The following is a 22,331-nucleotide window of genomic DNA, read 5'->3' as shown; positions in this document are numbered from 1 at the left end:
ATCATATGAAACTGCGGCTGGCGTGCGATACCGAGTTCGATACCGCACGCTCAGCAACAAGCAGACCTCCAAGCGCGGTTTCACGACCAAGAAGGAGGCGAAGCTGTTCGCGTCCTCCGTGGATGTGTCCAAGGCGCGCGGCGAGTTCGTCGACCCAGCGAAGGCGCGCGCGACTGTGGGTGAGGTGGGGATCGAGTGGCTGAAGACGAAAGAGGTTCACCTCAAGCCCAGCTCGTATCGGCCGGTCGAGATCGGCTGGCGCCTGCGGGTGAAGCCGACATGGGGCGCGACGCCACTCGGCAAGGTCGAGCACGAAGACGTGCAGTCCTGGATCGATGCGATGGTGGAGTCCGGGCTGTCTGCCACAGTTGTCCTTCGCGACTACGGCACCCTCATCGGGATCCTCGATCGCGCGGTGCGAGAGAAACGCATCCCTGGCCACCGAGCGCGTGGAGTTCACCTGCCGGAGAAGAAGGGGAAGCCCCGCCGCTACCTCTCGCACAAGCAGGTGGAGCTGCTGGCGCTCGGCGCTGGTGACAACGCGACGTTCATCTACACGCTCGCGTACTGCGGCATCCGCTGGGGCGAGGCGGTCGGGCTGCGCGTTCAGTCCGTCGACCTCAAGCGCCGGCGGCTGAACATCGAAGAGAACGCGGTCCAAGTCGCCCGGAAGATCATCGTGGGCAGCACCAAGAACGACGAGGCGCGCAGCGTGCCGATCCCGAAGTTCCTCGCCAAGCGCCTCAAGCCGATCGTGACCTCTCGGTCGCCAGACCTCCTGGTCTTCGGCAACGGGCTCGACCACTCCAAGACCCCGAACGTCTACTGGGGCTGGTTCGCGCGTGCGGTGAAGGCTGCGCGGCTGGCAGATCCGAACTTCCCGGAGATCACTCCGCACGACCTTCGACACACGGCCGCCTCGCTGGCGATCAGCAGCGGAGCGAACGTGAAAGCCCTGCAGCGGATGCTCGGACACAAGTCTGCGGCCATCACTCTCGACGTCTACGCGGACCTGTTCGACGAGGACTTGGACCGGGTTGGAGATGCCCTGGATCAGGCCCGATCTGGAGCGATTGTGTCCAAAGTGGGTCCAAAGAAGGGTAAGAATCCTCGGAAGCCCTAGAAAACACTGGGGTTCCCTGCGTGCGGAAGGTGGGACTTGAACCCACACGCCCGAAGGCACAGGAACCTAAATCCTGCGTGTCTGCCAGTTTCACCACTCCCGCGCTGCGCTTTGCAAGTCTAGCCGGGGCTGCGGACGTATCGCGGGTCGGGGGAATCGTTACGGGTTTCCGGAAATGCCGAGGTTGAGACTCGCCGCACCAGCCACGACCTCGTCGCGAGAGCGGCCGAGGTGTTCCGCCGAGCGATGGTCTGAGCCGAGGCGCCGAGACCGGGGTCAGCCGCCCAGCAGTGCGGTGATCTCGTCGAAGCCGCGCTCGCGCGCATGATCCAGCGCGCTTCGGCCGTTCGCATCGCGGATGCCGGGATCGGCGCCCGCCGCCAGCAGCAGGCGGACGATCTCCTGCTGCCCCGACCCGCCGTCGCCGAAGACGACGGCCTCGAGCAGAGCGGTCCACCCGTTCAGGTTGACCCTGTTCAGGTCGATGTCCAGCTGTACGGCGCGGCGGACGTAGTCGACGTGGCCGCGTTCGGATGCCGGGTGGACCGGGGTTCCGCTACGGCGGTTCGCTATGGCGAGGTCGGGCTTTCCCGGCAGCAGCGCCTCGAGCATCGGAACGCTTCCGGTGACTCCCGTCATGACCCACGGCGTGTCACGGCGGTAGTCGTAGGCGTCCGGCTCGGCGCCCATGGCGACGAGCAACTGGGCGACGGCCACCCGATCGGTCATGACGGCGAGCATGAGCGGAGTGCGGTGCAGCTCGGCATCCCTCGTCTCGAGATCGGCTCCGGCCCGGATCGCGATGGCCGCGGCATCCGCATCACCGGACTCGGCGGCCACCAGCAGAGCGGCATCCGGATCTGCCGGCGCCGGCGAGGTGAGCGCGGTGCGGAGGGTGAGCTCCGCGGTGGCGCGGCTGCGCTGCTCGGCCATCTGCAGCGGCGTGAGCTGCTCGCTGCCCGACGGCCGGTCGAGCTCCGCACCGCCGGCGACCAGGGCGCGAAGCGTCGTGGCGTATTCCGGGGTGTCCTCGCCGAGCCAGATCGCCTCGTGGACCGCCTGATATCCGATCCGGTTCACGTGATCGCGGTCGATCCCCGACTGGAGGAGTGCGCCGACGACGTAACCGTGTCCGCGTTCGGCGGCACGGATGAGACCGGTGCCGTTCCAACTGTCCTTGGCATCGACGTCCGCACCTTCGGCCAGGGTGAGCCGCAGCAGGTCGAGATACCCCTCGCTTGTTGCGACGAGGTACGCGGATTGCTGGGTCTCATCCTGCGCGTCGACGTCCGCACCTTCGGCGATCAGGTCGGCCGCGAGCGGAAGATCGTTCGCCCAGGCCGCGGCGATCAGCGATGCGTCGACGGCTCGCAGGGCAGAAGGTTCTTCGTGCACGGTGCTCTCCTCAGGGGGCTTCGGTCGGGAACCCTCGGCGTCCGCGGTGCAGGCGACGAGCACGAGGGAGAGGGCCGCCGCGAGGGCGGGCAGGAATCGTCTGCGGCGCATGAGGGACCTCCCGGAATCAGTGTCGCTTCGATTCTGCGACGTCGGCGCACGCCGCGCGTCACCCGACCGGTCCGTTCCGACTGGCCGATCGGATGATGCGCGTCGATCTCACCTGTGGATAACTTCCGAGGCGCTCGACGGATTCTTGCGAGGATGCACGGGTGAGCCATCCAGCATCCGTCGTCGCCGACCGAGTGCGGCGGCGTCTGCGCGCGGATCGCACCGATCCGTCGATCGATCCGATCGAGGCCAGACGCATCGCGCAGGCGGAGGTGCGTCGCCACAACGACCTCGCACTGTCTCGCGGTGAAACCATGGTGGACGACGAGATCGCCCTGGTGAGGGAGGTTCTCGCCTCCGTCAACGGGTACGGGCCGCTGCAGCCACTGCTGGAGGACCCGGCGATCGAGGAGATCTGGATCAACGGCACCGACCAGGTCCACGTCGCGCGAGGCGGCGCGACCGAGCGGATTCCCCTGCGGCTGACGGATGCCGTGATCCGCGACCTCGTCGAGCGGATGCTGCAGTCGACCGGCCGGCGGGTGGACATCAGCCAGCCCTTCGTCGACGCCTCGCTCCCGGATGGCTCGCGACTGCACGTCGCGATCGCGGATGTGGTCCGTGGCGGCTGGGCCGTCAACATCCGCAAGTTCCTTCCTCGATACCGGACGCTCGACGCGCTGGTCCAGCAGGGCGCGATGCCCCCCGACATCGCCGAGATGCTCAGCACGGCGATGACGGACGGGCAGAGCGTGCTCGTCTCGGGAGCGACGCACGCGGGCAAGACCACCCTGCTGGGCGCACTGCTGGCTTCCTGCGCGGGCACGCAGCGCATCATCACAGCGGAGGAGACGTTCGAGCTCGCCGTCGACGGGCCGGATGTCGTCGCGCTGCAGGGACGGCAGGCGAGCCTGGAGGGCACCGGCGAGATCACGCTCAGGCGGCTCGTGAAAGAGGCGCTGCGCATGCGCCCCGACCGGCTGGTCATCGGCGAGGTCCGAGATGCCGAGGCGCTCGACCTCGTGCTCGCACTGAACACCGGAGTGCCCGGCGCCGCCACGATCCACGCGAACTCGGCGGCCGAGGCGCTCGAGAAGCTCTCGATCCTGCCGCTGCTGGCCGGCCGCAACATCGACCGCACCTTCATCGCGCCGGCGATCGCCTCATCGGTCTCGCTGGTCGTGCACTGCACGAGGGATGCGGCAGGACGACGTCGGGTCGCCGAAGTCCTCGCGCCGACGGGTGAGGTCGTCGAAGGACGCATCATCACCAGGGCGATCCATCGCGCGGAGGCGGCCGCATGACGCTGCTGGTCGGCGCTGCGCTCGCCGCAGGTCTGCTGTTGTGCGCATCGCCGTGGCTGTGGCCGCCGCGCGAGCGCACACCCGTGCCCGAACAGCGCACGGGCGCGCTCACGAGCCTGCTCGAAGAGGCCGGCCTCGGCGGCGTCCGTTCGCGCACACTGATGATGGTGATGGTCGCGCTGGCGGCCGTCGCGGCATCCATCGTCTGGCTGATCACCGGGCTTGCGGCGCTCGCCGTCATCGCCGCGGTCGCCGCCGCGGCCGCGCCCATCACGTACCTCCGCGGGCGGCGGCTGAGACTGCGCAAGGCCCGCCGCCAGCTCTGGCCGGATGTCTGCGACCTGCTCATCGCCGCGATCAGAGTCGGACTGTCGCTGCCGGATGCCGTGGCGGGTCTCGCCGATTCGGCACCGCACGCCGTGCGCCCCGCGTTCGCGGTCTTCGCGCGGGATCTGCGTGCCACCGGGCGGTTCGAGACGAGCCTGGATCGGCTGAAGGCCACGCTCGCCGACCCGATCGCCGACCGCATCATCGAGACGCTGCGGATGGCGCGTCAGGTCGGCGGCACCGACCTCACGGGCGTGCTGCGGGCACTGTCGTCCTCCGTGCGGGCTGATGCCGCTCTGCGCGGCGAGGTCGAAGCGCGGCAGTCCTGGATCCACGGCGCCGCCGTGCTCGGGGTGGTCGCGCCGTGGGTGATCCTCGGGCTGCTCGTGATGCGTCCGGAGGGCGCCGAGGCGTACGGCACGCCGGAGGGCGTGCTGGTGATCGTCGCCGGTGCAGCGATCTCGGTTCTGGCATTCCGCATCATGGTCCGCGTCGGACGCCTTCCCGAACCGAAGAGGTGGTTCGGATGACAGCGGTGACCGACCTCGCGATCGCGGTGCTGCTCGGCGGGCTGCTCGCCGGTGGCGTTCTCTGCGTACTGGCTGCGCTGCCGCGCTGGCGCGCTGCTTCGCTGAGCGTGCGGATCGCCCCATACGTGCGCGACGTGGTTCCCGATGCGCTGCTGCCGCGGGGGATCCTGCCCACCGCCGGAATGCTGTCGGTGTCTGGGCGCACGGTGTGGGATCGGCTGCGCGGCGTCTTCGAGCGCCTGGTGGGCGGCGGGGATGCCCTGCGGATGCGTCTCGCGCAGGCAGGAAGCCCTCTCGAAGCGAGTGCGTTCCGTGGTCGTCAACTGGCGTGGGGACTCGGCGGGCTCGCCGCCGGTGCCGTCATCGTCATCGCGTTGGCGCTCGCCGGAAGGATGTCGGCACCGACCGTGGTGCTGCCGATCCTGACGGGGGTCTGCGCGGCCGCGGGCTGCGACATGCTCCTCACCGCACGGGCCGGAGCCAGGATGACCCGGCTCGGCGAGGAGCTGCCGACGACGCTCGAGTTCCTCGCGCTCTGCCTGTCGGCGGGCGAAGGCCTGCTGGACGCGATCCGCCGGGTCGCCGCGGTCGGATCAGGAGAGCTCACCGAGGAACTGCGCCAGGTCGTACTGGCGGTGAACACCGGGTCTCCGCTCGCCGATGCCCTCGGCGAGATGGCATCGCGGCTTCAGCTTCCCGGCCTCTCCCGCGCGGTGGATCAGCTGGTCGCGGCACTCGAACACGGTGCACCGCTGGCCGGTGTGCTGCATGCGCAGGCGTCGGACGCGCGCGAGGACGCGAAGCGCGAGCTGATCGAGCAGGCAGGACGCAAGGAGATCCTGATGCTCCTCCCGCTCGTGTTCCTGATTCTGCCTCTTTCTGTTCTTTTTGCTGTCTTTCCGGGACTCTTCATCCTCCGGCTCGGTCTCGGCTGACACCTTCTCGACTCCTCTGACATCTCCCAGACCCCTACGAAAGGAACAGACATGAATCGACTGCGACAGTGGCGCGCCCGACTCGCGGGACAGGCCCGCGCCCTCATCGAGGACGAGACGGGGGACGTGCCGGGGTGGGTGCTCGTCACTTTGATGACCGCAGGTCTTGTCGTTCTCATCTGGGCGGTGGCAGGGCCCGCACTGACATCGCTGTTCGAGCAGGCGATCGCGCGCGTCTCAGGGATCTGAGCCGTGCTCCGCCGGATCGTGCGTGACGAGGACGGGTCGAGTCCCGTCGAGTTCGTGCTCGTCGGCTCGATCCTCACGGTGCTCACGCTCGCGGTGCTGCAGCTCGGGCTGGCGATGTACGTCCGCAACGTCGTGCACGACGCCGCGGTCGAAGGCGCCCACTACGCAGCGCTTGCCGACACCGCCCTCGAAGACGGCGCCGCCCGTACCGCCGACGTGATCACCACCGCGATCGGCGGCGACTACGCCGAGGACATCACCGTCAGCGCACGCGCCGAGTCCGGCCACGAGGTCGTCGTCGTCCGCGTGCGCACGGCACTGCCGGTGCTCGGACTCATCGGGATCCCTTTCGGGCTGGAGGTGGAAGCGGATGCACCGATGGAATCGTTGGGCGCGGAATGATGACGGCTCCGCGGCACTCGAGTTCATCGTCGTCGGCGTGATCCTGCTCGTCCCGCTCGTCTACCTGGTCCTCACGCTCGGTGCGGTGCAGGAGCAGACCCTCGGTGCCGAGGCGGCCGCCCGCCATACGGCGCGCGCCATGGGCCAGGCATCGGATGCCGATGCGGCCGCCACCCGCGGCGATGCGATCCTCGCCGACGTGATCGACGAGTACGGGATGGATCCGGCAGCCGTGCAGGTTTCCGTCGTCTGCACGCCGGCATCCGCGTCGTGCCCCGCGCCGGGTGCGACGGTCGTCGTGACGGTGTCGACCAGGGTGTCGCTTCCGTTCGTCCCGCCGGTCCTCGGGCTCGACACCGTCGCCTCGATTCCGGTCGAAGCCGCAGCGGCCCAGAAGATCTCGCGGGTCTGGGGATCCGGATGACGGCGCTGCGGAAGCGGATCACGGACGAAGACGGCAGCATCCTCCCGCTCATGCTCGGATATGCCGTGCTGGCCATCGCCGTGATCTTCGCGTGCGTGTGCGCGACCGACCTGTACATCGCCCAGAAGCGACTCGATTCCCTGGCGGATGCCGCGGCGCTCGCCGGATCAGACGGGTTCGCACTCGTCGTGGAGGGCGAAAACGCGCGGGCAGTGCTCAGCGACGCCGGTGTGCACGAGCAGGCCGCGGCGGTCGTCGCCGCGGTTCCGGGGGACGCGACACTGGTGTCGGCCGAGGCTCCTGACGGGGTGACGGCGCGGGTCACTGTGGCGTCGACGTGGCATCCGCCGCTGTTCTCGCCGTTCGTGCCGGATGGCGTGGCACTGGAGGCATCGGCGACGAGCCGTACCGCGCTGCGGTGAGTCTCAGTCGCGCCGGCGAGGGCTGAACCGAGGGATCCAGCGCAGGAATCCCAGGGCCCCGATGAATCCGACCACGCCCATCAGTCCGGTCGCGACGGACAGCGAAGCGATCGCCGTCACGCCGGACACGATGAGCGGGGCGACGGCACCGCCGGCATCCGTCAGCGTCCTCCACGATCCGAGGAACGCAGCCGGCTCCGTCTTCGGGGAGACATCAGCGCCCAGGGTGAGCAGGATTCCGCTGGACAGGCCGTTGCCGACGCCCAGGATCGCCGCGCACATCCCGAACCAGAGCACCGCGGCATCCCCGTCGTGCGTGAACGAGAGCACGACGAACCCGCTGCCCATCAGCACCATCGCCGGCATGGCCGCCCAGAGCCTGCCGAACCGATCCATGACCTGGCCGCTCGCGTAGAACAGCGCGAAGTCGATCGCGCCCGAGACTCCGACGACGAGGGCGATCGTCTGGGCATCCAGACCCAGCGACACGCCCCACAGCGGCAGGACGACCTGGCGAGCGGAGCGGACGGCCGACAGGGATGCCGCGGCGAGCCCGAGCCGGCCGAGCACGCCACGGTGATGCCACATCGTGCGGAAGATCCCCGGGCGCTCGATCGTCGGGATCGATCCGGACACGGCTTCCCCGGTGTCCTCGATCAACGTCCCGTTCGAGGTGACCGGGGGAATGGTCCGCTCCGGATCCGGACCGAAGAGCACCAGCACCACCATGACGGCGAGGCACGCGAGGAAGAACCAGATCGCCGCCGTCTCGTCACCGAACACCTGCAGGAGCGCCGCCGTGACGAACGGCCCGATGAAGATCCCGAGACGGAAGCTGCCGCCCAGCAGCGAGAGCGCACGGGCGCGGAACGCGATCGGCACACGCGTCGTCATGAAGGCGTGCCTGGCGAGCCCGAACGCCGCGGCGCAGAATCCGAGAAGGAACACCGCGGCGGCGAAGACGCCGATCGCGGGTGCGAAGATCATCCCCACGACGGCCAGCATCGAGATGACTCCGGCGATGACCATCGTGAACCGCTCGCCGATGCGCGCGACGGCCCAACCCGCCGGAAGATTCCCGCACAGCTGACCGACCACGAGCGCCGAGGCGACCAGCGCGGCCGATGCGACATCGGCACCCATGTTCGCGGCGATCACGGGGATCAGGGGGAGGACGGCGCCCTCGCCGAGCGAGAACAGGATAGTCGGCAGGTACACCATCGGCCCGAAACTCCTCAGGACCGCTGACGCGCTGCTCATCACGCGCCACTTTACCCGCGGCGGCGCGGCCTCTCGCAGCCGCGCGAAGCAGGATAGGCTGGGGTGTCATGCTCGAACTCGATCTTTCCGCCGAAATCCAGGCGCTCAGGCAAACCTTCGGCGACATCAGCGAGGTCGTCGATGTCTCCCGTCTCCGCGATGAGATCGCGCGACTCAGCGAAGAGGCCGGTGCACCTGATCTCTGGGACGACACCGAGCGCGCTCAGAAGGTGACCAGCGCGCTCAGTCACCGCCAGTCCGAGCTCGCGCGCATCACCGGCATCGCGCAGCGGCTCGACGATCTCGAGGTCCTCATCGACCTGGCAAACGAGATGGGCGACGAGGAATCCGCGCTCGAAGCACGCAGCGAACTGACGGCGCTCACCGAGCTCATCAACCAGCTCGAGGTGCAGACGCTGCTGGACGGCGAATACGACGAGCGCAGCGCGATCATCACGATCCGTTCCGGCGCCGGCGGCGACGACGCCACCGACTTCGCCGAGATGCTGATGCGCATGTACCTGCGCTGGGCCGAGCGGCACAAGTACCCGGTCAAGGTCATGGACACGTCGTACGCCGAGGGCGCCGGCATCAAGTCCGCGACGTTCGAGATCGACGCGCCCTATGCCTTCGGCACCGTCTCGGTCGAGGCCGGCACGCACCGTCTCGCCCGCATCAGCCCGTTCGGTTCCGCCGACAAGCGGCAGACGTCGTTCGCAGCCGTCGAGGTCATTCCGCTGATGGAAGAGGCCACAGAGGTCGACATCCCCGAGAACGACATCCGCGTCGACGTGTTCCGCTCTTCCGGTCCCGGTGGCCAGTCCGTCAACACGACCGACTCGGCGGTGCGCATCACCCACCTGCCCACCGGCATCGTCGTGTCGATGCAGAACGAGAAGTCGCAGATCCAGAACCGCGCCGCCGCGATGCGCGTCCTCCAGACCCGCCTGCTGCTGCTGCAGAAGGAACAGGAAGCGGCGAAGAAGAAGGAGCTCGCGGGGAACATCACCGCGAGCTGGGGCGACCAGATGCGCTCGTACTTCCTCTACGGCCAGCAGCTCGTCAAGGATCTGCGCACCGGACACGAGTCCGGCAACCCCGCTGCGGTCTTCGACGGCGACCTGGACGGGTTCATCTCGGCCGGCATCCGGTGGCGCAAGCGTCGCGACGACGACTGATCCGTCTCATACGAAAGCGGCCCCGGTGGATCACCGGGGCCGCTTTCGTATCCGTCAGCGCATCACTGAACGAGCGCGCACGTCGTGATGTTCTCGCCGAGCAGGGTGGCGAAAGCCTCTGCGGCCTCCAGATCGGTGAAGTCTCCGTCGGCCTCAACGATGGCGCGGAGCGTCGCGTCGTCGGTGTCGGAAGCCACGAACGCCTCCGCGAAACAGGTGACCTGGGCGTCCGTGTAGGAGCCCTCGGCACCGGTGGCTTCGAGATACGCCTCGATCCCGTCCTCGACCTCGTCGACGGTCGGGCGGGTGCCGGATGCAGAGGTATCGTCGTCGGTCTCATCCTGCGGCGCCGAAGACGAGGTCGAGTCCGAAATCTCCTCGTAGGCCTGCACTCCGACCGCGACAAGCGTGACGATGAGCACGATCGTGCCGATGATCCCGCCGACGACGGCGAGGATGAGGCCGGTGATGGCCGGCCACTTCGCGCCCTTCATGAAGAGGGCCACGATCGAGAGGATCAAGGCGATCGGAAGCAGGATCAGCCCGATGATCACGGTCGCCGGGATGCAGGCGAGGATGAACCCGAGCGCCGCGACGCCGAGGGCGATCCACGCCAGGATGTGCGGCTTCGTCTTCACGCCGGGACCCGAGGGGCCTCCGGGTGCTGCGGCCGCGTACGGCGCGGCCTCCGCACCAGGTGCAGCGGGTGCGCCCTCTGCGGCAGCGACCTCTGGCGCGAAGTGCTCCGTCCACTTCGTGCCGTCCCACCAGCGCTGCCGTCCCGAACCGTCGTCGTACCAACCGGCAGGTGTGCTCATGATGTCCTCGAGTTCTCGCGCCGTTGCTGTGCGCGGCACGGGCGCAGGACGCGCCCCTCCGGCGTCCCCTTCCATCTAACCAGCCCCGTCGGACATCTGCGGGGGCACCTCTGCCCGCGCAGGTGGGGTGTCGCTCGCAAGCAGCGACGCGGGCGCGCTTAGGCTCGTACCGCCATGATTCGGTTCGAGAACGTCACCAAACGCTACCGGGGCACCAAGCGCCCTGCCCTGTCGGGCATCGACTTCGAAGCGCAACGCGGGGAGTTCGTCTTCCTCGTCGGCGCTTCGGGCTCCGGCAAATCGACCTGCCTGCGACTCATCCTGCGGGAAGAGGTCCCCTCCACCGGCCGCGTCGCCGTGCTGGGCCGCGACCTCCGCGCGCTCGCGAACCGAAAGGTGCCGTACTTCCGCCGCCACATCGGCTCCGTCTTCCAGGACTTCCGGCTGCTCCCGTCGAAGACGGTCTATCAGAACGTGGCGTTCACGCTGCAGGTCACCGGATCATCCCGTGGATTCATCCAGCAGGCCGTGCCGGAGGCGCTCGCCCTCGTCGGCCTGGACGGCAAGCAGAAGCGGATGCCGCACGAGCTGTCCGGCGGTGAGCAGCAGCGCGTCGCCATCGCCCGCGCGATCGTCAACCGCCCGCAGATCCTGTTGGCGGACGAGCCGACCGGAAACCTCGACCCGGCCACCTCGGTCGGGATCATGCAGTTGCTCGCCCGGATCAACGCCGGCGGCACGACCGTGCTCATGGCGACCCACGAGGCGGGATTCGTCGATCAGATGCAGCGCCGTGTGATCGAGCTGCGCGACGGCGAGATGGTCCGCGATGAGGTTCATGGCGGCTACGGCGACACCTCGGCCATTCCGGCGCTGGGCCCGCAGCAGCAGCGCGGAGCAGCGGCGGCCGCCGCGCTCACCGCCGTGCAGGAGGTCCAGCGCGAGACGGCATCGATTCCGCCGCTGGATGCTGTGACTTTGGCGCGCATGCGCGAATCGAAGAGCCGAGCGGCCACCGGCCCCGTCCTGACCACGCCGCCCGCCGAGCCGGCCACCGAGCCGGCCGCCGCACCGGATGTCCCGGCGACGACGCACCCGGCGGCGGCATCCGAACAAGCCACGGCAACGGGATCGGAACCGACCCCGCCGCGAACGCATCCGATCGTCCTGCCGGAGGTCGACATCGCCGAAGTGGGGGTGGCCGATCGTCTCGGCCTCGTGGACAAGGACGACGACGAAGTGGGGCCGACGTCATGAGGATCGGACTCATTCTGACCGAGGCCCTGGTCGGCCTGCGGCGCAACGCATCCATGGTCATCTCCGTCGTGCTGGTGACCTTCGTGTCGCTGACGTTCGTGGGAGCGGCGATCCTGATGCAGGAGCAGATCTCCACCATGCGGGCCTACTGGTCCGAACGCGCGCAGGTCGCCGTGTACATGTGCTCTCCGGTGTCGGAGACCGATACCTGTGTGGACGGCGAGGCGACGCAGGAGCAGCTAGATGTCGTGGCGGGTGAGCTCGACGGTGACGCGCTGTCGCCGTTGATCGGCAGTGTGCGCTTCGAGGACAAGGCCGAGGCGTACGCCAATCTGATCGAGCTGGTCGGCGAAGAGCAGGCCAGCGTCCTCACCGAGGACCAGATGCAGCAGAGCTTCTGGGTGACGCTGAAGGATCCGGCGCAGTCCCGCGTGATCGCTGAGTCGTTCACGGGCGTGCAGGGCGTGGAGGAGGTGGTCGATCAACTGAAGTATCTGGATCCGCTCTTCTCAGCGCTGACCGTCGCCACCTACATCGCCGTCGGCATCGCGGCGCTGATGCTGATCGCTGCCGTTCTGCTGATCGCCACGACGATCCGGCTGTCCGCATACGCGAGACGCAAGGAGATCGGCATCATGCGCCTGGTGGGCGCCTCGAACAGGGTGATCCAGACGCCGTTCGTGCTGGAGGGCGTGTTCGCCGCGTTCCTCGGGTCGGTGCTCGCGAGCGCCGCGGTGCTCGCCGGAATGCACTTCGGCGTCGACGGCTATCTGCGAGGGCGGGTCCCGTCGATCACCACGTGGGTCACGATGCAGGATGCCGCGTTCGTGGTGCCGATCCTGATCGTGATCGGCGTGGTGCTGGCGGCGCTGTCGGCCGGGTTCGCGATTCGTCGCTGGCTGCGCACCTGATAGGCTGACAGGCTGTCGTGCGCCCGCACGACACGGATTCAGGAGAGCGCCATGCCCAGGGAACGCGGGGAGAAGGTCGTCGCGACCAATCGTCGCGCACGTCACGACTACAACATCGAGAAGTCGTACGAGGCGGGACTCGTGCTCACCGGCACCGAGGTGAAGTCGCTGCGCCAGGGGCGTGCGAACCTCTCCGACGGCTACGCGTTCATCAAGGGGAACGAAGCCTTCCTCGATTCCGTGCACATTCCGGAGTACTCCCAGGGGCACTGGACCAACCACGCCTCCAAGCGGATCCGCAAACTGCTGCTGCACCGCGACGAGATCGACAAGCTCCAGCACGCCGTTTCGGCCGGCGGCTACACGCTGATCCCGCTCAAGCTGTACTTCTCGGACGGCCGGGCCAAGGTCGAGATCGCCCTGGCGAAGGGCAAGCGCGAGTTCGACAAGCGCCAGACGCTGCGCGAACGCCAGGACACCCGTGAGGCCGAGCGCGCGATGCGGCTGCGCAACCGCGTGGGCGAATAGCGGTTACGGCACCGGCTCGAATCCGAACACCCGCCCGAGGAAGCGCAGTTCGCGTTCCAGGGCGTCGACGATCGTCGGAGCGCTGCGGAAGCCGTGCCCCTCGCCGAGGTAGACGACGTACTCGTGATCGATGCCGCGCTCCGCGAGAGCATCGCGGATCGCCTCGGACTGCGACGGCGGGACGACCGGGTCGTCCGCGCCCTGCAGCAGGAGCACCGGGACGTCGATGCGGTCCGCGTTCGTCAGCGGTGACCGCTCGATGTACACGGCCTCCGACTCCGGCAGGGGGCCGACGAGTCCGTTCAGGTACTCCTTCTCGAAATCGTGCGTATCGGCCGCGAGAGCGCGCAGATCGGTGACGCCGTACCGACTGATCCCCGCTCCGAACACTCCGCCGCGCACGAGCGCGCTGAGGACGGTCCAGCCGCCGGCCGAACTCCCGCGGATCGCGATCCGCGCCGGGTCGGCCAGGCCCGCATCGGCGAGCCCTCTGGCCGCGGCCAGCACGTCGTCCACGTCGACGATGCCCCATCTGCCGTCCAGACGCTCCCGGTAGGCGCGGCCGTATCCGGTCGAGCCGCCGTAGTTGACATCCAGCACTCCGATGCCGCGGCTCGTGTAGAACGCGATACCCGCGGAGGCGGCGCCGGTGACGTGCGCAGTCGGCCCGCCGTGCACGAACACCACATACGGCGGCAGTTCGCCGGCGGGCGCTGCGGTCTGCGGGTTCGCCGGAGCGTAGGCGAATGCGTGCACAGGGCCGTGCGCTCCGTCGACGACGATCTGCCGCGCCGGCGGCATCCAGGCGGAGTCCACCGGAGTCCCGCCGGCGATCGCGTCCACCGCGCCGGATTCGAGATCGACCGACCACAGACCAGGCGCGACCGACGAGCCCGTTCCGGTGACGAGCATCCGCGAGCCGGAGACGTCGTCGATGCTGACGTGCCCGTCGCAGGGCACCTCGATCGTGCGGGCGCCGCCGTCCTGATCGATCACGACGACCTCGTCGCGGCCGTTCGTGCGCACGGCGACGATGCGTCCGTCTGCCATGGGCTGGTACCACCGGTTGCCGAGGACCCAGAGTCCGTAGCCGATGTCGGCGTCGACCGGCGCGATCGGCGACGGGCGCCCCAGGGGCTCGACGCCGTCGATGCCGATGCGGTGCAGCGTCCAGCGGTCGTCCGGGATGTCCGAGTACAGCAGCTCGCCGTCGTCGGCCCATTCCGGCTGCAGTGCCGCTCGTGTGGGCAGTGCGCCGGTCTCACCGCCGCCGATCCGAGCGATGCGCACATGCGCGCTCTCCCACGGCATCCGATCGCCGGTCCACTGCACCCAGGCGATCCGCGATCCGTCGGGGGAGAGCGCAGGGTGGGCGAAGAATCCGGGCCCCTGTGCATGCACGACGACGGCCGTCGGATCGTCGGCGGCCGATCCGTCGACAGGGATCTCCACGATCGCCCGCCGATGGGGAACACCGGAGAGATCCTCGCGGACGGCGAGCAGCCGTCCGTTCTGAAGCCGCAGTCCGCCGTGCGCCGGTCCCGGCGCCGTCAGCGGCTCCGGTGCACCGCCGGGCGCGAGCCGGTGCACCTGCTGACCTCCGGCTTCGACGAAGTACAGGATGCCGTCGGCATCCGCCGTCCAGGCGCCACCGCCGTATTCGTGGACACGGGAACGCGCGCTCCACGGCGACGGCAGCACCTCGGTCCCCGTCGAGCTGCGCACCGTGACGCGTCCGCCCTCCGCGGGTACCGATTCGCCCCACCAGATCTCGTCGCCGACGAAACGCGCGCCGTCCAGGCGGGGAGCGGACGACGCGATGTCAGCGGCGTGGAAGGGCGAGGGCCAGGAACCGAACGGCTGGGGCATGATCCGAGCCTACGAGAGCCCGACACATGGCGTCACACAGATGCGCCGGGATCACGGCGTGCCTTACCTTCGTGGAAACGCCCCATTCGCCGTGGAGCGTCGAGCGTGGAGCGACAGCCGAGCCCGGCATCCGCCCGCGAAGCGCAGCGCTCTTCGCTGGTGCCCCGTGTCCGTTCTGTCAGCTGGAGAGAAACATGTCCTCCGAGGACTCCACCACCGCCGGTGCCTCGCGCGTGCCGTTCTCCTTCGAGCTGTACCCGCCGCGCACCCCGTCCAGCGAGGACGCACTGCACGAGACGGTGCGCCGGCTGGCGGCAGCGGGTCCTGCGTTCCTCTCGGTGACCTACGGCGCCGGCGGCTCGACCGGCGGACGCTCGCTCGAGGTGCTCCGCTACATCCGCGCCCACACCGACGTCGAGCCACTGGCCCACCTCACCTGCGTCGGCAACACCTACGCGGGTGCCACCCAGCTCATCCGCGAGTTCCTGGATGCCGGGATCCGCAGCTTCCTCGCTCTCCGAGGCGATCCGCCGATCGGGCAGACGGAGCCGTTCCTCGGCGACCTCGAGAGCGCGGCCCAGCTCGTGCAGCTCATCGACCGGGTGCAGGCCGAGCGTGCCCCGTACGAGGAATCGCCCGTTCCCGGCATCCCCGGTGCCGCACGGGTGGCGCCCCGACGCAAGGTGAGCATCGCCGTCGCCGCGTTCCCGAAGGGGCATCCGCGTTCGACGCATCGCACGCAGGATGTCGAGGCGCTGCTGGCCAAGCAGGCAGCCGGTGCGACGTTCGCGATCACGCAGCTCTTCTTCCACCCGGACGACTATCTCGCCTTCGTCGAGCGTGCGCGCCGTGCCGGCGTGACGATCCCGATCCTCCCCGGCATCATGCCGATCACCTCGCCGACGCGGCTCTCCCGCGTACTGGAGTTGACCGGTGAGGAGATCCCCGGCGAGCTGCAGGTCGCGCTCGAAGTCGAACCGACTGCCGAAGGTCGTCGGCAGATCGGCGTCGACTGGGCGGCGCGGCTCGCGCGCGAGGTCGTCGCCGGCGGAGCACCCGGCGTGCACCTGTACGCGTTCAACCAGCACGAGACCGTTCTGAACGTCCTCGAATCGGCAGACATCCTCCCCGCTCTTCACCGCTAGACCCCTCCTGAAAGGACCCACCATGACTGCATTTCCCGAGGGAACCATCCTCGGCTACCCGCGCATCGGGCGCCGCCGCGAGCTGAAGAAGGCGATCGAGGCGTTCTGGGCAGGGCGGATCGACGAGCAGGAGCTCGAGACGACCAGTGCCGGCCTGCGTGCCGCCACCCGCGAGCGCCTCGCGTCGCTGGGGCTGGGTCGTGCGGACTCCGCCATTCCGGAGTCGTTCTCGTACTACGACCAGGTGCTGGATGCCGCGGTCACGGTCGGCGCGATCCCGGCGCGCTTCGAGGACCTGCGCTCCGCCGACGGCACGATCGGCCTGCCGGCCTACTTCACGGTCGCCCGCGGCGAGGGCGAGCGCGCGCCGCTGGAGATGACGAAGTGGTTCGATTCGAACTACCACTACCTCGTTCCGGAGATCGGTCCGGAGACGTCGTTCTCGCTGTCCAGCGACCGTCTCGTCCGCGAGGTCTCCGAGGCCGCAGCAGCCGGTTTCGTCACGCGACCGGTCATCGTCGGTCCTGTGACGCTGCTCGCCCTGGCGAAGGCGTCCGACGACGCGCCAGAGGGCTTCGATCCGCTGTCTCGCCTCGAGGATCTGCTTCCCGTCTACGTCGAACTCCTCGCACGTCTGCGCGCAGCCGGCGCCGAGTGGGTGCAGATCGACGAGCCCGCTCTGGTCAGCGAATCGCTTCCCGCTTCGACGGAGCAGCTCTCGGCTGCTGCCGAGCGCTCGCTCGCGGTCCTCGGCGGCGCTTCCGAGCGTCCGTCGATCCTGGTCGCGGCTCCGTACGCGGCACTGGATGCCGTCTTCCCCGTACTCGCGGCAGCGCCCGTCGAGGCGATCGCAGTCGACCTGGTCCGCGGTACGGTCCCCGCGACCGCCGAGGGTCTCGCCGACAAGGTGATCGTCGGCGGTGTGATCGACGGACACAACATCTGGCGCGGCGATCTCGCCGCGGCGTTCGACAAGCTCGAGGCGCTGCGCGGTCTCGGCGCGGCGCAGATCGCTGCTTCGACATCGACGTCGCTCCTGCACGTGCCGCACGACGTCGCGGACGAGTCCAAGCTCGACGAGCGCCTGGTCTCCTGGTTGGCCTTCGCCGACCAGAAGGTCGAGCAGGTCGTCACGCTCGCTCGTGGACTCGGCGACGGACGCGAGGCGATCCGGGCAGAGCTGGACGCGGCATCCGCTGCTCTCGCCGACCGTCTGACCGCACCCGGCGTGCGCGACGGCGCCGTGCGCGCACGTGCGCTGGCGGAGGCCGACTTCTCGCGCGTCTCGTACGCCGAGCGCGAGGCCGCCCAGGAAGAGGCACTCGGGCTCCCTGCGCTGCCCCTGACGACGATCGGCTCGTTCCCGCAGACCGGCGACATCCGCCGAGCCCGTGCGCGCTTCACACGCGGTGAGATCACCGAGGCGGAGTACCAGGAGTTCCTGCGGGCCGAGATCGACAGCGTCGTGGCGCTGCAGGAGGAGCTCGGACTCGATGTCCTCGTGCACGGCGAGCCGGAGCGCAACGACATGGTCCAGTACTTCGCCGAGAACCTGGACGGCTTCGCCGTCACGGAGAACGGCTGGGTTCAGTCCTACGGCTCGCGCGCGACCCGCCCGTCGATCCTGTGGGGCGACGTGTCGCGCCCAGCGCCGATCACGGTGGACTGGTCGACGTACGCGCAGGGACGCACGGCCAAGCACATGAAGGGCATGCTGACCGGTCCGGTCACGATCCTGGCCTGGTCGTTCGTCCGCGACGACCAGCCGCTGGGGGAGACCGCCAACCAGGTCGCTCTGGCCCTGCGGGAGGAGATCGCGGATCTCGAGACCGCAGGCATCGAGATCATCCAGGTCGATGAGCCGGCGCTGCGCGAGCTGCTGCCGCCGAAGCAGGCGGATCAGCCGGCATACCTGAAGTGGTCGGTGGACTCGTTCCGCCTGGCCACCGGTGGCGCTGTCGCGGCCACGCAGATCCACACGCACCTCTGCTACTCGGAGTTCGGTGTGGTCATCGATGCCATTCGTGCCCTCGACGCCGACGTCACCTCGATCGAGGCGGCGCGCAGCCGTATGGACGTCGTGGACGACATCTCCGCCGTCGGATTCGATCACGGCATCGGCCCTGGCGTCTACGACATCCACTCGCCGCGCGTCCCGTCCACGGACGAGATCGAGGCCCTCCTGCGACGCGCCGCCGCGGAGATCCCGAACCGTCAGCTCTGGGTCAACCCGGACTGCGGTCTCAAGACCCGCGGCTACGCGGAGACGACCGAGTCGCTGCGCAACATCGTCGAGGCCACCCGTCGCGTCCGCGAGGACGTGTCGGCGGCGGTCTGATCGCGCCGGCACAGCAGAACGGCCGCTCCCGATCGGGAGCGGCCGTTCTCGTCGGCGCGGATCACACCGCGCGCAGCACCGCCACGACCTTGCCGAGCACCGTGGCGTCGTCGCCGGGGATCGGCTCGAACGCCGAGTTGCGGGGCAGCAGCCATGTGTGACCGTCGCGGCGACGGAACGTCTTGACGGTGGCCTCGTCGTCGAGCATGGCGGCGACGATCTCGCCGTTCTCCGCCGTGTTCTGGGTGCGCACCACGACCCAGTCGCCATCGCAGATGGCGGCGTCGATCATCGACTCGCCGTTGACCTTGAGCATGAACAGCTCGCCCTTGCCGACGAGCTGACGCGGCAGGGGGAAGATCTCCTCGACCTGCTGCTCGGCAGTGATGGGGATGCCGGCCGCGATCTGACCGACGAGCGGGACGAGAGCGGCGTCGCCGACCGGAGGAGCGGTATCAGCGGGGTTCTCGGTGCCGCTGCCGGGGAGATCGATCAGTACCTCCATGGCGCGCGTCTTGCCGGGGTCACGGCGCAGGTAGCCGCTGAGCTCCAGCTGGCCCAGCTGGTGGGTGACGCTGGAGAGCGACTTCAGGCCGACGGCGTCGCCGATCTCGCGCATGCTCGGCGGATAGCCGTGGCGTGCGATGGAGGTCTGGATGACCTCGAGGATCGCCATTTGCTTGGCGCTGAGGCTCTTGCGTCGACGAGTGCGCGGTGCCTCGGTGCCGGGGGCTGTTGCGTCGCTCATGGCTGCTCCTTCGTTGACCGATCGGGTGCCCCTGCATCGATGTCGGAGGCCCGTGGTGAGGTGTCGTTAGCGAAACCGTATCCGAGATCCTGCGGTCGGGGAAGATCTGTTCGAGCGTGTCGGAGGATTCGAGGATCAGGTTTCGAAAAAGGCTTGACAGAGATTCGAAATCGAAGATAGATTCGGTACGTAGCTTCGCATCCCCCACTCCCGGCCGAGTGGGGAATGCGAACGCTACGCCAAAGTCTCCCGATCGGGAGAGGAAGCACGAGGAGCAGCGATCATGAGCAGCATCACCGTCACCGCACCGTCCATTCGTCCGTCTGCAGCCGCAACGCGTCTGCGTCTGACGGCGAGGGGCCGTCGCGTGCTGCTGGCTCTCGCAGCGCTTCCGCTCGCAATCGGTCTGGCCTTCGCGGCGCTCAGCGGCGGGTCGGCATACGCCGGTGGCGAAGAGGTCTCGGCCTCCTTCGAGACGGTCACGGTCATGCCGGGTGACACGCTGTGGTCGATCGCCGAGGACATCGCTCCCGGCGCCGACCCTCGTGAGGTCATCGAGTCGCTGCAGCAGCTGAACCTGCTTGAGGGCGGCATGCTGATGGTCGGCGAAGAGCTCGCGATCCCGACGGTCTACGCCGACTGAGACGGTTCGTCACATCGGCGCAGCCGCCCCGGAGCGGCTCGGTAGCATGGGACGGGTGACCTCCCTCGAAGACCTCCCTCTCCGTGAAGACCTGCGCGGCCTCACCCCGTACGGCGCTCCACAGGCGCCGCTGCCGGTCGCGCTGAATGTCAACGAGAACACCCACCCGGTTCCGGATGCCGTGGCCAGCGACATCCTCGACGACATCGCTGTCGCGCTGCGCGACGTGAACCGCTACCCGGATCGCGAGTTCACCGCCTTGCGCGAAGGCTTCGCCGAGTACCTGGGTCACGCGCTGTCCGCAGACCAGATCTGGGCGGGCAACGGATCCAACGAGGTCCTCCAGCACATCGCGCAGGCATTCGGCGGACCGGGGCGCACGGCATTCGGGTTCGCGCCCACCTATTCGATGTATCCGCTCATCACGCAGGGCACCGGGTCCACGTGGGTCGCGGGGACCCGCCAGCCGGATTACACGCTGACCGCGGACGAAGCGGTCGAGCAGGTGCTCGCCGCCGATCCGGACATCATCCTGCTGTGCTCGCCGAACAACCCCACGGGTACTCCGCTCGGGCTCGACGTCGTCGAAGCCGTGTACGAGGCATCCCGCGGCATCGTCGTGGTCGACGAGGCGTACCAGGAGTTCGCGCCGCGCGACGCCCCTTCCGCGTTGACGCTGCTTGACGGACGCCCGCGATTGGCGATCTCCCGGACCATGAGCAAGGCGTTCGCGTTCGCCGGTGCGCGCGTCGGCTACCTCGCGGCCGATCCCGCGTTCATCGACGCGCTGCGTCTGGTGCGGCTGCCGTACCACCTGAGCGCTCTCACGCAGGCGGCCGCCGTCGCGGCACTGCGCAACGCCGACACGATGCTCGCGATGGTCGATGAGATCGTCGAGCAGCGGGATCGGATCACCGCGACGCTCGAAGCGCTCGGGTACACGCCGCACGAGTCGTGGTCGAACTTCGTGCTGTTCGGTGGTGTGGCCGACCCGAAGGCGACGTGGCAGTCGCTGTACAACAAGGGGATCCTGGTGCGCGATGTCGGCATCCCCGGACACCTGCGCGTGACTGCCGGCACCGAGGCCGAGACCACGGCGTTCCTGGACGCGCTGGCGTCGATAGAATCGGCCTCATGAGCCGCATCGCCAGCCGCACCCGAAGCACGTCCGAGTCGTCCGTCGAACTCGAGCTGAACCTGGACGGCGCAGGCAACAGCCACATCGACACGTCGGTGCCGTTCTTCGACCACATGCTGACGGCCTTCGCGAAGCACTCGCTGACAGACCTCTCGGTGCGCGCCTCCGGCGACACGAACATCGACGCGCACCACACGGTGGAGGACATCTCGATCGTGCTCGGTCAGGCGATCCGCGATGCGCTGGGCGACAAGTCCGGCATCTCGCGCTACGGCGACGCGCTGGTCCCTCTCGACGAGGCTCTCGCTCAAGCCGTCGTCGACATCAGCGGCCGTCCGTACCTCGTGCACACCGGCGAGCCGGCCGGCTTCGAGCACCACCTCATCGGTGGGCACTTCACCGGATCGCTCGTGCGGCACTCCTTCGAGGCGATCACCTTCAACGCCGGCCTCACCGTGCACGTGCGCGTCCTGGGCGGCCGCGATCCGCACCACATCGCAGAGGCCGAGTTCAAGGCTTTCGCACGCGCCTTCCGCCAGGCGAAGGCGCTGGATCCCCTCGTCTCCGGCATCCCGTCCACCAAGGGGGCCCTGTGAGCCGCCCCAGGGTCGCCGTCTTCGACTACGAGTCCGGCAACGTCCACTCCGCCGTCAAGGCGCTCATCGCTGCCGGTGCGGATGCCGTGCTCACGGGCGACCGATCCGAGGCGCTGGACGCCGACGGTCTCGTCGTGCCGGGTGTCGGCGCCTTCTCCGCGGTGCGCCAGGCGCTCGCTGCGCACGGCGGTGACGAGATCATCGAGCGCCGCCTCGCCGGCGGACGCGCTGTGCTGGGCATCTGCGTCGGCATGCAGGTGCTGTTCGAGCATGGCGTCGAACGCGGTATCGACACCGAAGGGCTGGGGGAGTGGCCTGGGGCCGTCACCGAACTCGACGCGCCCGTTCTGCCGCACATGGGCTGGAACACCGTGACGCCGGATGAGGGCAGTGCGCTGTTCCGCGGCATCGAGGACGAGCGCTTCTACTTCGTGCACTCGTTCGCCGCTCAGCACTGGGAACTGGACGTGATGCCGCCGTTCCCCGAGCCGTCGCTGACCTGGTCGACCTACGGTTCGCGGTTCCTCGCGGCGGTCGAGAACGGCCCTCTGTCCGCGACCCAGTTCCACCCCGAGAAGTCCGGGGAGGCCGGCATCCAGCTGCTGCGGAACTGGGTCGCAACGCTCTGAGCCCGTGTCGCATGCCGTCACGCTGGCGTCATCGTTTTGAACCGTGCCGCC

The 22,331-nt window shown here is 68.8% G+C and carries 23 protein-coding genes and 1 tRNA gene; 18 read left to right on the top strand and 6 right to left on the bottom strand.

The features are described from left to right. Positions 1-22 precede the first annotated feature (22 nt). Positions 23-1,123: a tyrosine-type recombinase/integrase gene (locus ACI7YT_RS12175; RefSeq protein WP_406245791.1), complete on the top strand. Its 1,101-nt coding sequence runs from the start codon at positions 23-25 to the stop codon at positions 1,121-1,123. A 21-nt stretch (positions 1,124-1,144) separates the two neighbouring features. On the opposite strand, the gene ACI7YT_RS12170 is transcribed toward ACI7YT_RS12175, so the two are convergent. After that, positions 1,145-1,226: transfer RNA gene (locus ACI7YT_RS12170), tRNA-Leu, on the bottom strand. A 173-nt stretch (positions 1,227-1,399) separates the two neighbouring features. Beyond that, entirely contained in the window at positions 1,400-2,629 is a 1,230-nt protein-coding gene (locus ACI7YT_RS12165; protein ID WP_406245790.1) for an ankyrin repeat domain-containing protein, read from the bottom strand. A 161-nt stretch (positions 2,630-2,790) separates the two neighbouring features. On the opposite strand from ACI7YT_RS12165, the gene ACI7YT_RS12160 reads away from it, so the two are divergent. The 7 genes from ACI7YT_RS12160 to ACI7YT_RS12130 are packed head-to-tail and all read left to right on the top strand — an operon-like array spanning position 2,791 to position 7,222. Continuing rightward, positions 2,791-3,933 carry a CpaF family protein gene (locus tag ACI7YT_RS12160; protein ID WP_406245789.1) on the top strand — a complete coding sequence of 381 codons (1,143 nt, stop codon included), beginning with the start codon at positions 2,791-2,793 and terminating at the stop codon, positions 3,931-3,933. Further along, positions 3,930-4,790, top strand: a complete 861-nt coding sequence (locus ACI7YT_RS12155) for a type II secretion system F family protein (protein ID WP_406245788.1) — start codon at positions 3,930-3,932, stop codon at positions 4,788-4,790. The genes ACI7YT_RS12160 and ACI7YT_RS12155 overlap by 4 nt, the downstream gene beginning before the upstream one ends. Then, a complete protein-coding gene (locus ACI7YT_RS12150) occupies positions 4,787-5,725 on the top strand; it encodes a type II secretion system F family protein (protein ID WP_406245787.1) in 939 nt (312 codons plus the stop codon). The genes ACI7YT_RS12155 and ACI7YT_RS12150 overlap by 4 nt, the downstream gene beginning before the upstream one ends. A gap of 51 nt (positions 5,726-5,776) precedes the next feature. Next, positions 5,777-5,974, top strand: a complete 198-nt coding sequence (locus ACI7YT_RS12145) for a hypothetical protein (protein WP_406245786.1) — start codon at positions 5,777-5,779, stop codon at positions 5,972-5,974. A gap of 3 nt (positions 5,975-5,977) precedes the next feature. Next, positions 5,978-6,376: a TadE/TadG family type IV pilus assembly protein gene (locus tag ACI7YT_RS12140; RefSeq protein ID WP_406245785.1), complete on the top strand. Its 399-nt coding sequence runs from the start codon at positions 5,978-5,980 to the stop codon at positions 6,374-6,376. Then, positions 6,345-6,800 (top strand): TadE family protein, encoded by a 456-nt coding sequence (locus tag ACI7YT_RS12135; protein WP_406245784.1) that lies wholly within the window; start codon positions 6,345-6,347, stop codon positions 6,798-6,800. The genes ACI7YT_RS12140 and ACI7YT_RS12135 overlap by 32 nt, the downstream gene beginning before the upstream one ends. Further along, entirely contained in the window at positions 6,797-7,222 is a 426-nt protein-coding gene (locus tag ACI7YT_RS12130; RefSeq protein ID WP_406245783.1) for a hypothetical protein, read from the top strand. The genes ACI7YT_RS12135 and ACI7YT_RS12130 overlap by 4 nt, the downstream gene beginning before the upstream one ends. A 3-nt stretch (positions 7,223-7,225) precedes the next feature. Here ACI7YT_RS12130 and ACI7YT_RS12125 read toward each other — a convergent pair whose 3' ends face one another. After that, a complete protein-coding gene (locus ACI7YT_RS12125; RefSeq protein WP_406245782.1) occupies positions 7,226-8,482 on the bottom strand; it encodes an MFS transporter in 1,257 nt (418 codons plus the stop codon). A gap of 68 nt (positions 8,483-8,550) precedes the next feature. Between ACI7YT_RS12125 and prfB the strand changes: the two genes are divergently transcribed. Continuing rightward, positions 8,551-9,660 (top strand): peptide chain release factor 2, encoded by a 1,110-nt coding sequence (gene prfB / locus ACI7YT_RS12120; RefSeq protein WP_406245781.1) that lies wholly within the window; start codon positions 8,551-8,553, stop codon positions 9,658-9,660. Positions 9,661-9,722: 62 nt separating this feature from the next. Here the strand turns inward: prfB and ACI7YT_RS12115 are convergent, their stop codons facing one another. After that, positions 9,723-10,478 carry a DUF2510 domain-containing protein gene (locus tag ACI7YT_RS12115; RefSeq protein WP_406245780.1) on the bottom strand — a complete coding sequence of 252 codons (756 nt, stop codon included), beginning with the start codon at positions 10,476-10,478 and terminating at the stop codon, positions 9,723-9,725. Positions 10,479-10,652: 174 nt separating this feature from the next. Here ACI7YT_RS12115 and ftsE point away from each other — a divergent pair, with 174 nt between their 5' ends. From ftsE to smpB, 3 genes are read left to right on the top strand one after another with little or no spacing between them, the layout of a single operon-like run. Then, complete coding sequence (ftsE, locus tag ACI7YT_RS12110) at positions 10,653-11,735, top strand: cell division ATP-binding protein FtsE (RefSeq protein WP_406245779.1); 1,083 nt, start codon at positions 10,653-10,655, stop codon at positions 11,733-11,735. Then, positions 11,732-12,646: a permease-like cell division protein FtsX gene (gene ftsX, locus ACI7YT_RS12105; protein WP_406245778.1), complete on the top strand. Its 915-nt coding sequence runs from the start codon at positions 11,732-11,734 to the stop codon at positions 12,644-12,646. The genes ftsE and ftsX overlap by 4 nt, the downstream gene beginning before the upstream one ends. A gap of 51 nt (positions 12,647-12,697) precedes the next feature. Further along, complete coding sequence (gene smpB, locus ACI7YT_RS12100; RefSeq protein WP_406245777.1) at positions 12,698-13,174, top strand: SsrA-binding protein SmpB; 477 nt, start codon at positions 12,698-12,700, stop codon at positions 13,172-13,174. Between the two features lie 3 nt (positions 13,175-13,177). Here smpB and ACI7YT_RS12095 read toward each other — a convergent pair whose 3' ends face one another. Further along, entirely contained in the window at positions 13,178-15,043 is a 1,866-nt protein-coding gene (locus ACI7YT_RS12095) for a prolyl oligopeptidase family serine peptidase (protein ID WP_406245776.1), read from the bottom strand. Positions 15,044-15,237: 194 nt separating this feature from the next. On the opposite strand from ACI7YT_RS12095, the gene ACI7YT_RS12090 reads away from it, so the two are divergent. Both ACI7YT_RS12090 and metE read left to right on the top strand, forming a co-directional pair. Further along, positions 15,238-16,188, top strand: a complete 951-nt coding sequence (locus ACI7YT_RS12090; protein WP_406245775.1) for a methylenetetrahydrofolate reductase — start codon at positions 15,238-15,240, stop codon at positions 16,186-16,188. A 22-nt stretch (positions 16,189-16,210) separates the two neighbouring features. Next, complete coding sequence (metE, locus tag ACI7YT_RS12085; RefSeq protein ID WP_406245774.1) at positions 16,211-18,526, top strand: 5-methyltetrahydropteroyltriglutamate--homocysteine S-methyltransferase; 2,316 nt, start codon at positions 16,211-16,213, stop codon at positions 18,524-18,526. 61 nt (positions 18,527-18,587) lie between these two features. On the opposite strand, the gene lexA is transcribed toward metE, so the two are convergent. Next, positions 18,588-19,274: a transcriptional repressor LexA gene (lexA, locus tag ACI7YT_RS12080; protein WP_406245773.1), complete on the bottom strand. Its 687-nt coding sequence runs from the start codon at positions 19,272-19,274 to the stop codon at positions 18,588-18,590. 283 nt (positions 19,275-19,557) lie between these two features. On the opposite strand from lexA, the gene ACI7YT_RS12075 reads away from it, so the two are divergent. From ACI7YT_RS12075 to hisH, 4 genes are read left to right on the top strand one after another with little or no spacing between them, the layout of a single operon-like run. Next, positions 19,558-19,917 (top strand): LysM peptidoglycan-binding domain-containing protein, encoded by a 360-nt coding sequence (locus tag ACI7YT_RS12075; protein ID WP_406245772.1) that lies wholly within the window; start codon positions 19,558-19,560, stop codon positions 19,915-19,917. A 46-nt stretch (positions 19,918-19,963) separates the two neighbouring features. Further along, a complete protein-coding gene (locus ACI7YT_RS12070; RefSeq protein WP_406245771.1) occupies positions 19,964-21,055 on the top strand; it encodes a histidinol-phosphate transaminase in 1,092 nt (363 codons plus the stop codon). Further along, complete coding sequence (gene hisB, locus ACI7YT_RS12065) at positions 21,052-21,651, top strand: imidazoleglycerol-phosphate dehydratase HisB (protein ID WP_406245770.1); 600 nt, start codon at positions 21,052-21,054, stop codon at positions 21,649-21,651. Before ACI7YT_RS12070 ends, hisB begins: the two co-directional genes overlap by 4 nt. After that, entirely contained in the window at positions 21,648-22,280 is a 633-nt protein-coding gene (gene hisH / locus ACI7YT_RS12060) for an imidazole glycerol phosphate synthase subunit HisH (RefSeq protein ID WP_406245769.1), read from the top strand. The genes hisB and hisH overlap by 4 nt, the downstream gene beginning before the upstream one ends. Positions 22,281-22,331: the final 51 nt, after the last annotated feature.

This window comes from Microbacterium sp. M (assembly GCF_045181065.1).
Taxonomy (GTDB): domain Bacteria; phylum Actinomycetota; class Actinomycetes; order Actinomycetales; family Microbacteriaceae; genus Microbacterium.
The sequence above is the reverse complement of the archived record's forward strand: the minus strand, read 5'-3'. Positions and strand labels throughout refer to the sequence as shown.

Excerpts from the sequence above, each read along its gene's own strand:
- ACI7YT_RS12165 (WP_406245790.1), bottom strand. The coding sequence starts at position 2,629 with ATGCGCCGCAGACGATTCCTGCCCGCCCTCGCGGCGGCCCTCTCCCTC.
- ACI7YT_RS12155 (WP_406245788.1), top strand. The coding sequence starts at position 3,930 with ATGACGCTGCTGGTCGGCGCTGCGCTCGCCGCAGGTCTGCTGTTGTGC.
- ACI7YT_RS12150 (WP_406245787.1), top strand. The coding sequence starts at position 4,787 with ATGACAGCGGTGACCGACCTCGCGATCGCGGTGCTGCTCGGCGGGCTG.
- ACI7YT_RS12145 (WP_406245786.1), top strand. The coding sequence starts at position 5,777 with ATGAATCGACTGCGACAGTGGCGCGCCCGACTCGCGGGACAGGCCCGC.
- ACI7YT_RS12135 (WP_406245784.1), top strand. The coding sequence starts at position 6,345 with ATGCACCGATGGAATCGTTGGGCGCGGAATGATGACGGCTCCGCGGCA.
- ACI7YT_RS12130 (WP_406245783.1), top strand. The coding sequence starts at position 6,797 with ATGACGGCGCTGCGGAAGCGGATCACGGACGAAGACGGCAGCATCCTC.
- ACI7YT_RS12125 (WP_406245782.1), bottom strand. The coding sequence starts at position 8,482 with ATGAGCAGCGCGTCAGCGGTCCTGAGGAGTTTCGGGCCGATGGTGTAC.
- prfB (WP_406245781.1), top strand. The coding sequence starts at position 8,551 with ATGCTCGAACTCGATCTTTCCGCCGAAATCCAGGCGCTCAGGCAAACC.
- ACI7YT_RS12115 (WP_406245780.1), bottom strand. The coding sequence starts at position 10,478 with ATGAGCACACCTGCCGGTTGGTACGACGACGGTTCGGGACGGCAGCGC.
- ftsE (WP_406245779.1), top strand. The coding sequence starts at position 10,653 with ATGATTCGGTTCGAGAACGTCACCAAACGCTACCGGGGCACCAAGCGC.
- ftsX (WP_406245778.1), top strand. The coding sequence starts at position 11,732 with ATGAGGATCGGACTCATTCTGACCGAGGCCCTGGTCGGCCTGCGGCGC.
- smpB (WP_406245777.1), top strand. The coding sequence starts at position 12,698 with ATGCCCAGGGAACGCGGGGAGAAGGTCGTCGCGACCAATCGTCGCGCA.
- ACI7YT_RS12095 (WP_406245776.1), bottom strand. The coding sequence starts at position 15,043 with ATGCCCCAGCCGTTCGGTTCCTGGCCCTCGCCCTTCCACGCCGCTGAC.
- ACI7YT_RS12090 (WP_406245775.1), top strand. The coding sequence starts at position 15,238 with ATGTCCTCCGAGGACTCCACCACCGCCGGTGCCTCGCGCGTGCCGTTC.
- metE (WP_406245774.1), top strand. The coding sequence starts at position 16,211 with ATGACTGCATTTCCCGAGGGAACCATCCTCGGCTACCCGCGCATCGGG.
- lexA (WP_406245773.1), bottom strand. The coding sequence starts at position 19,274 with ATGAGCGACGCAACAGCCCCCGGCACCGAGGCACCGCGCACTCGTCGA.
- ACI7YT_RS12075 (WP_406245772.1), top strand. The coding sequence starts at position 19,558 with ATGAGCAGCATCACCGTCACCGCACCGTCCATTCGTCCGTCTGCAGCC.
- ACI7YT_RS12070 (WP_406245771.1), top strand. The coding sequence starts at position 19,964 with ATGGGACGGGTGACCTCCCTCGAAGACCTCCCTCTCCGTGAAGACCTG.
- hisB (WP_406245770.1), top strand. The coding sequence starts at position 21,052 with ATGAGCCGCATCGCCAGCCGCACCCGAAGCACGTCCGAGTCGTCCGTC.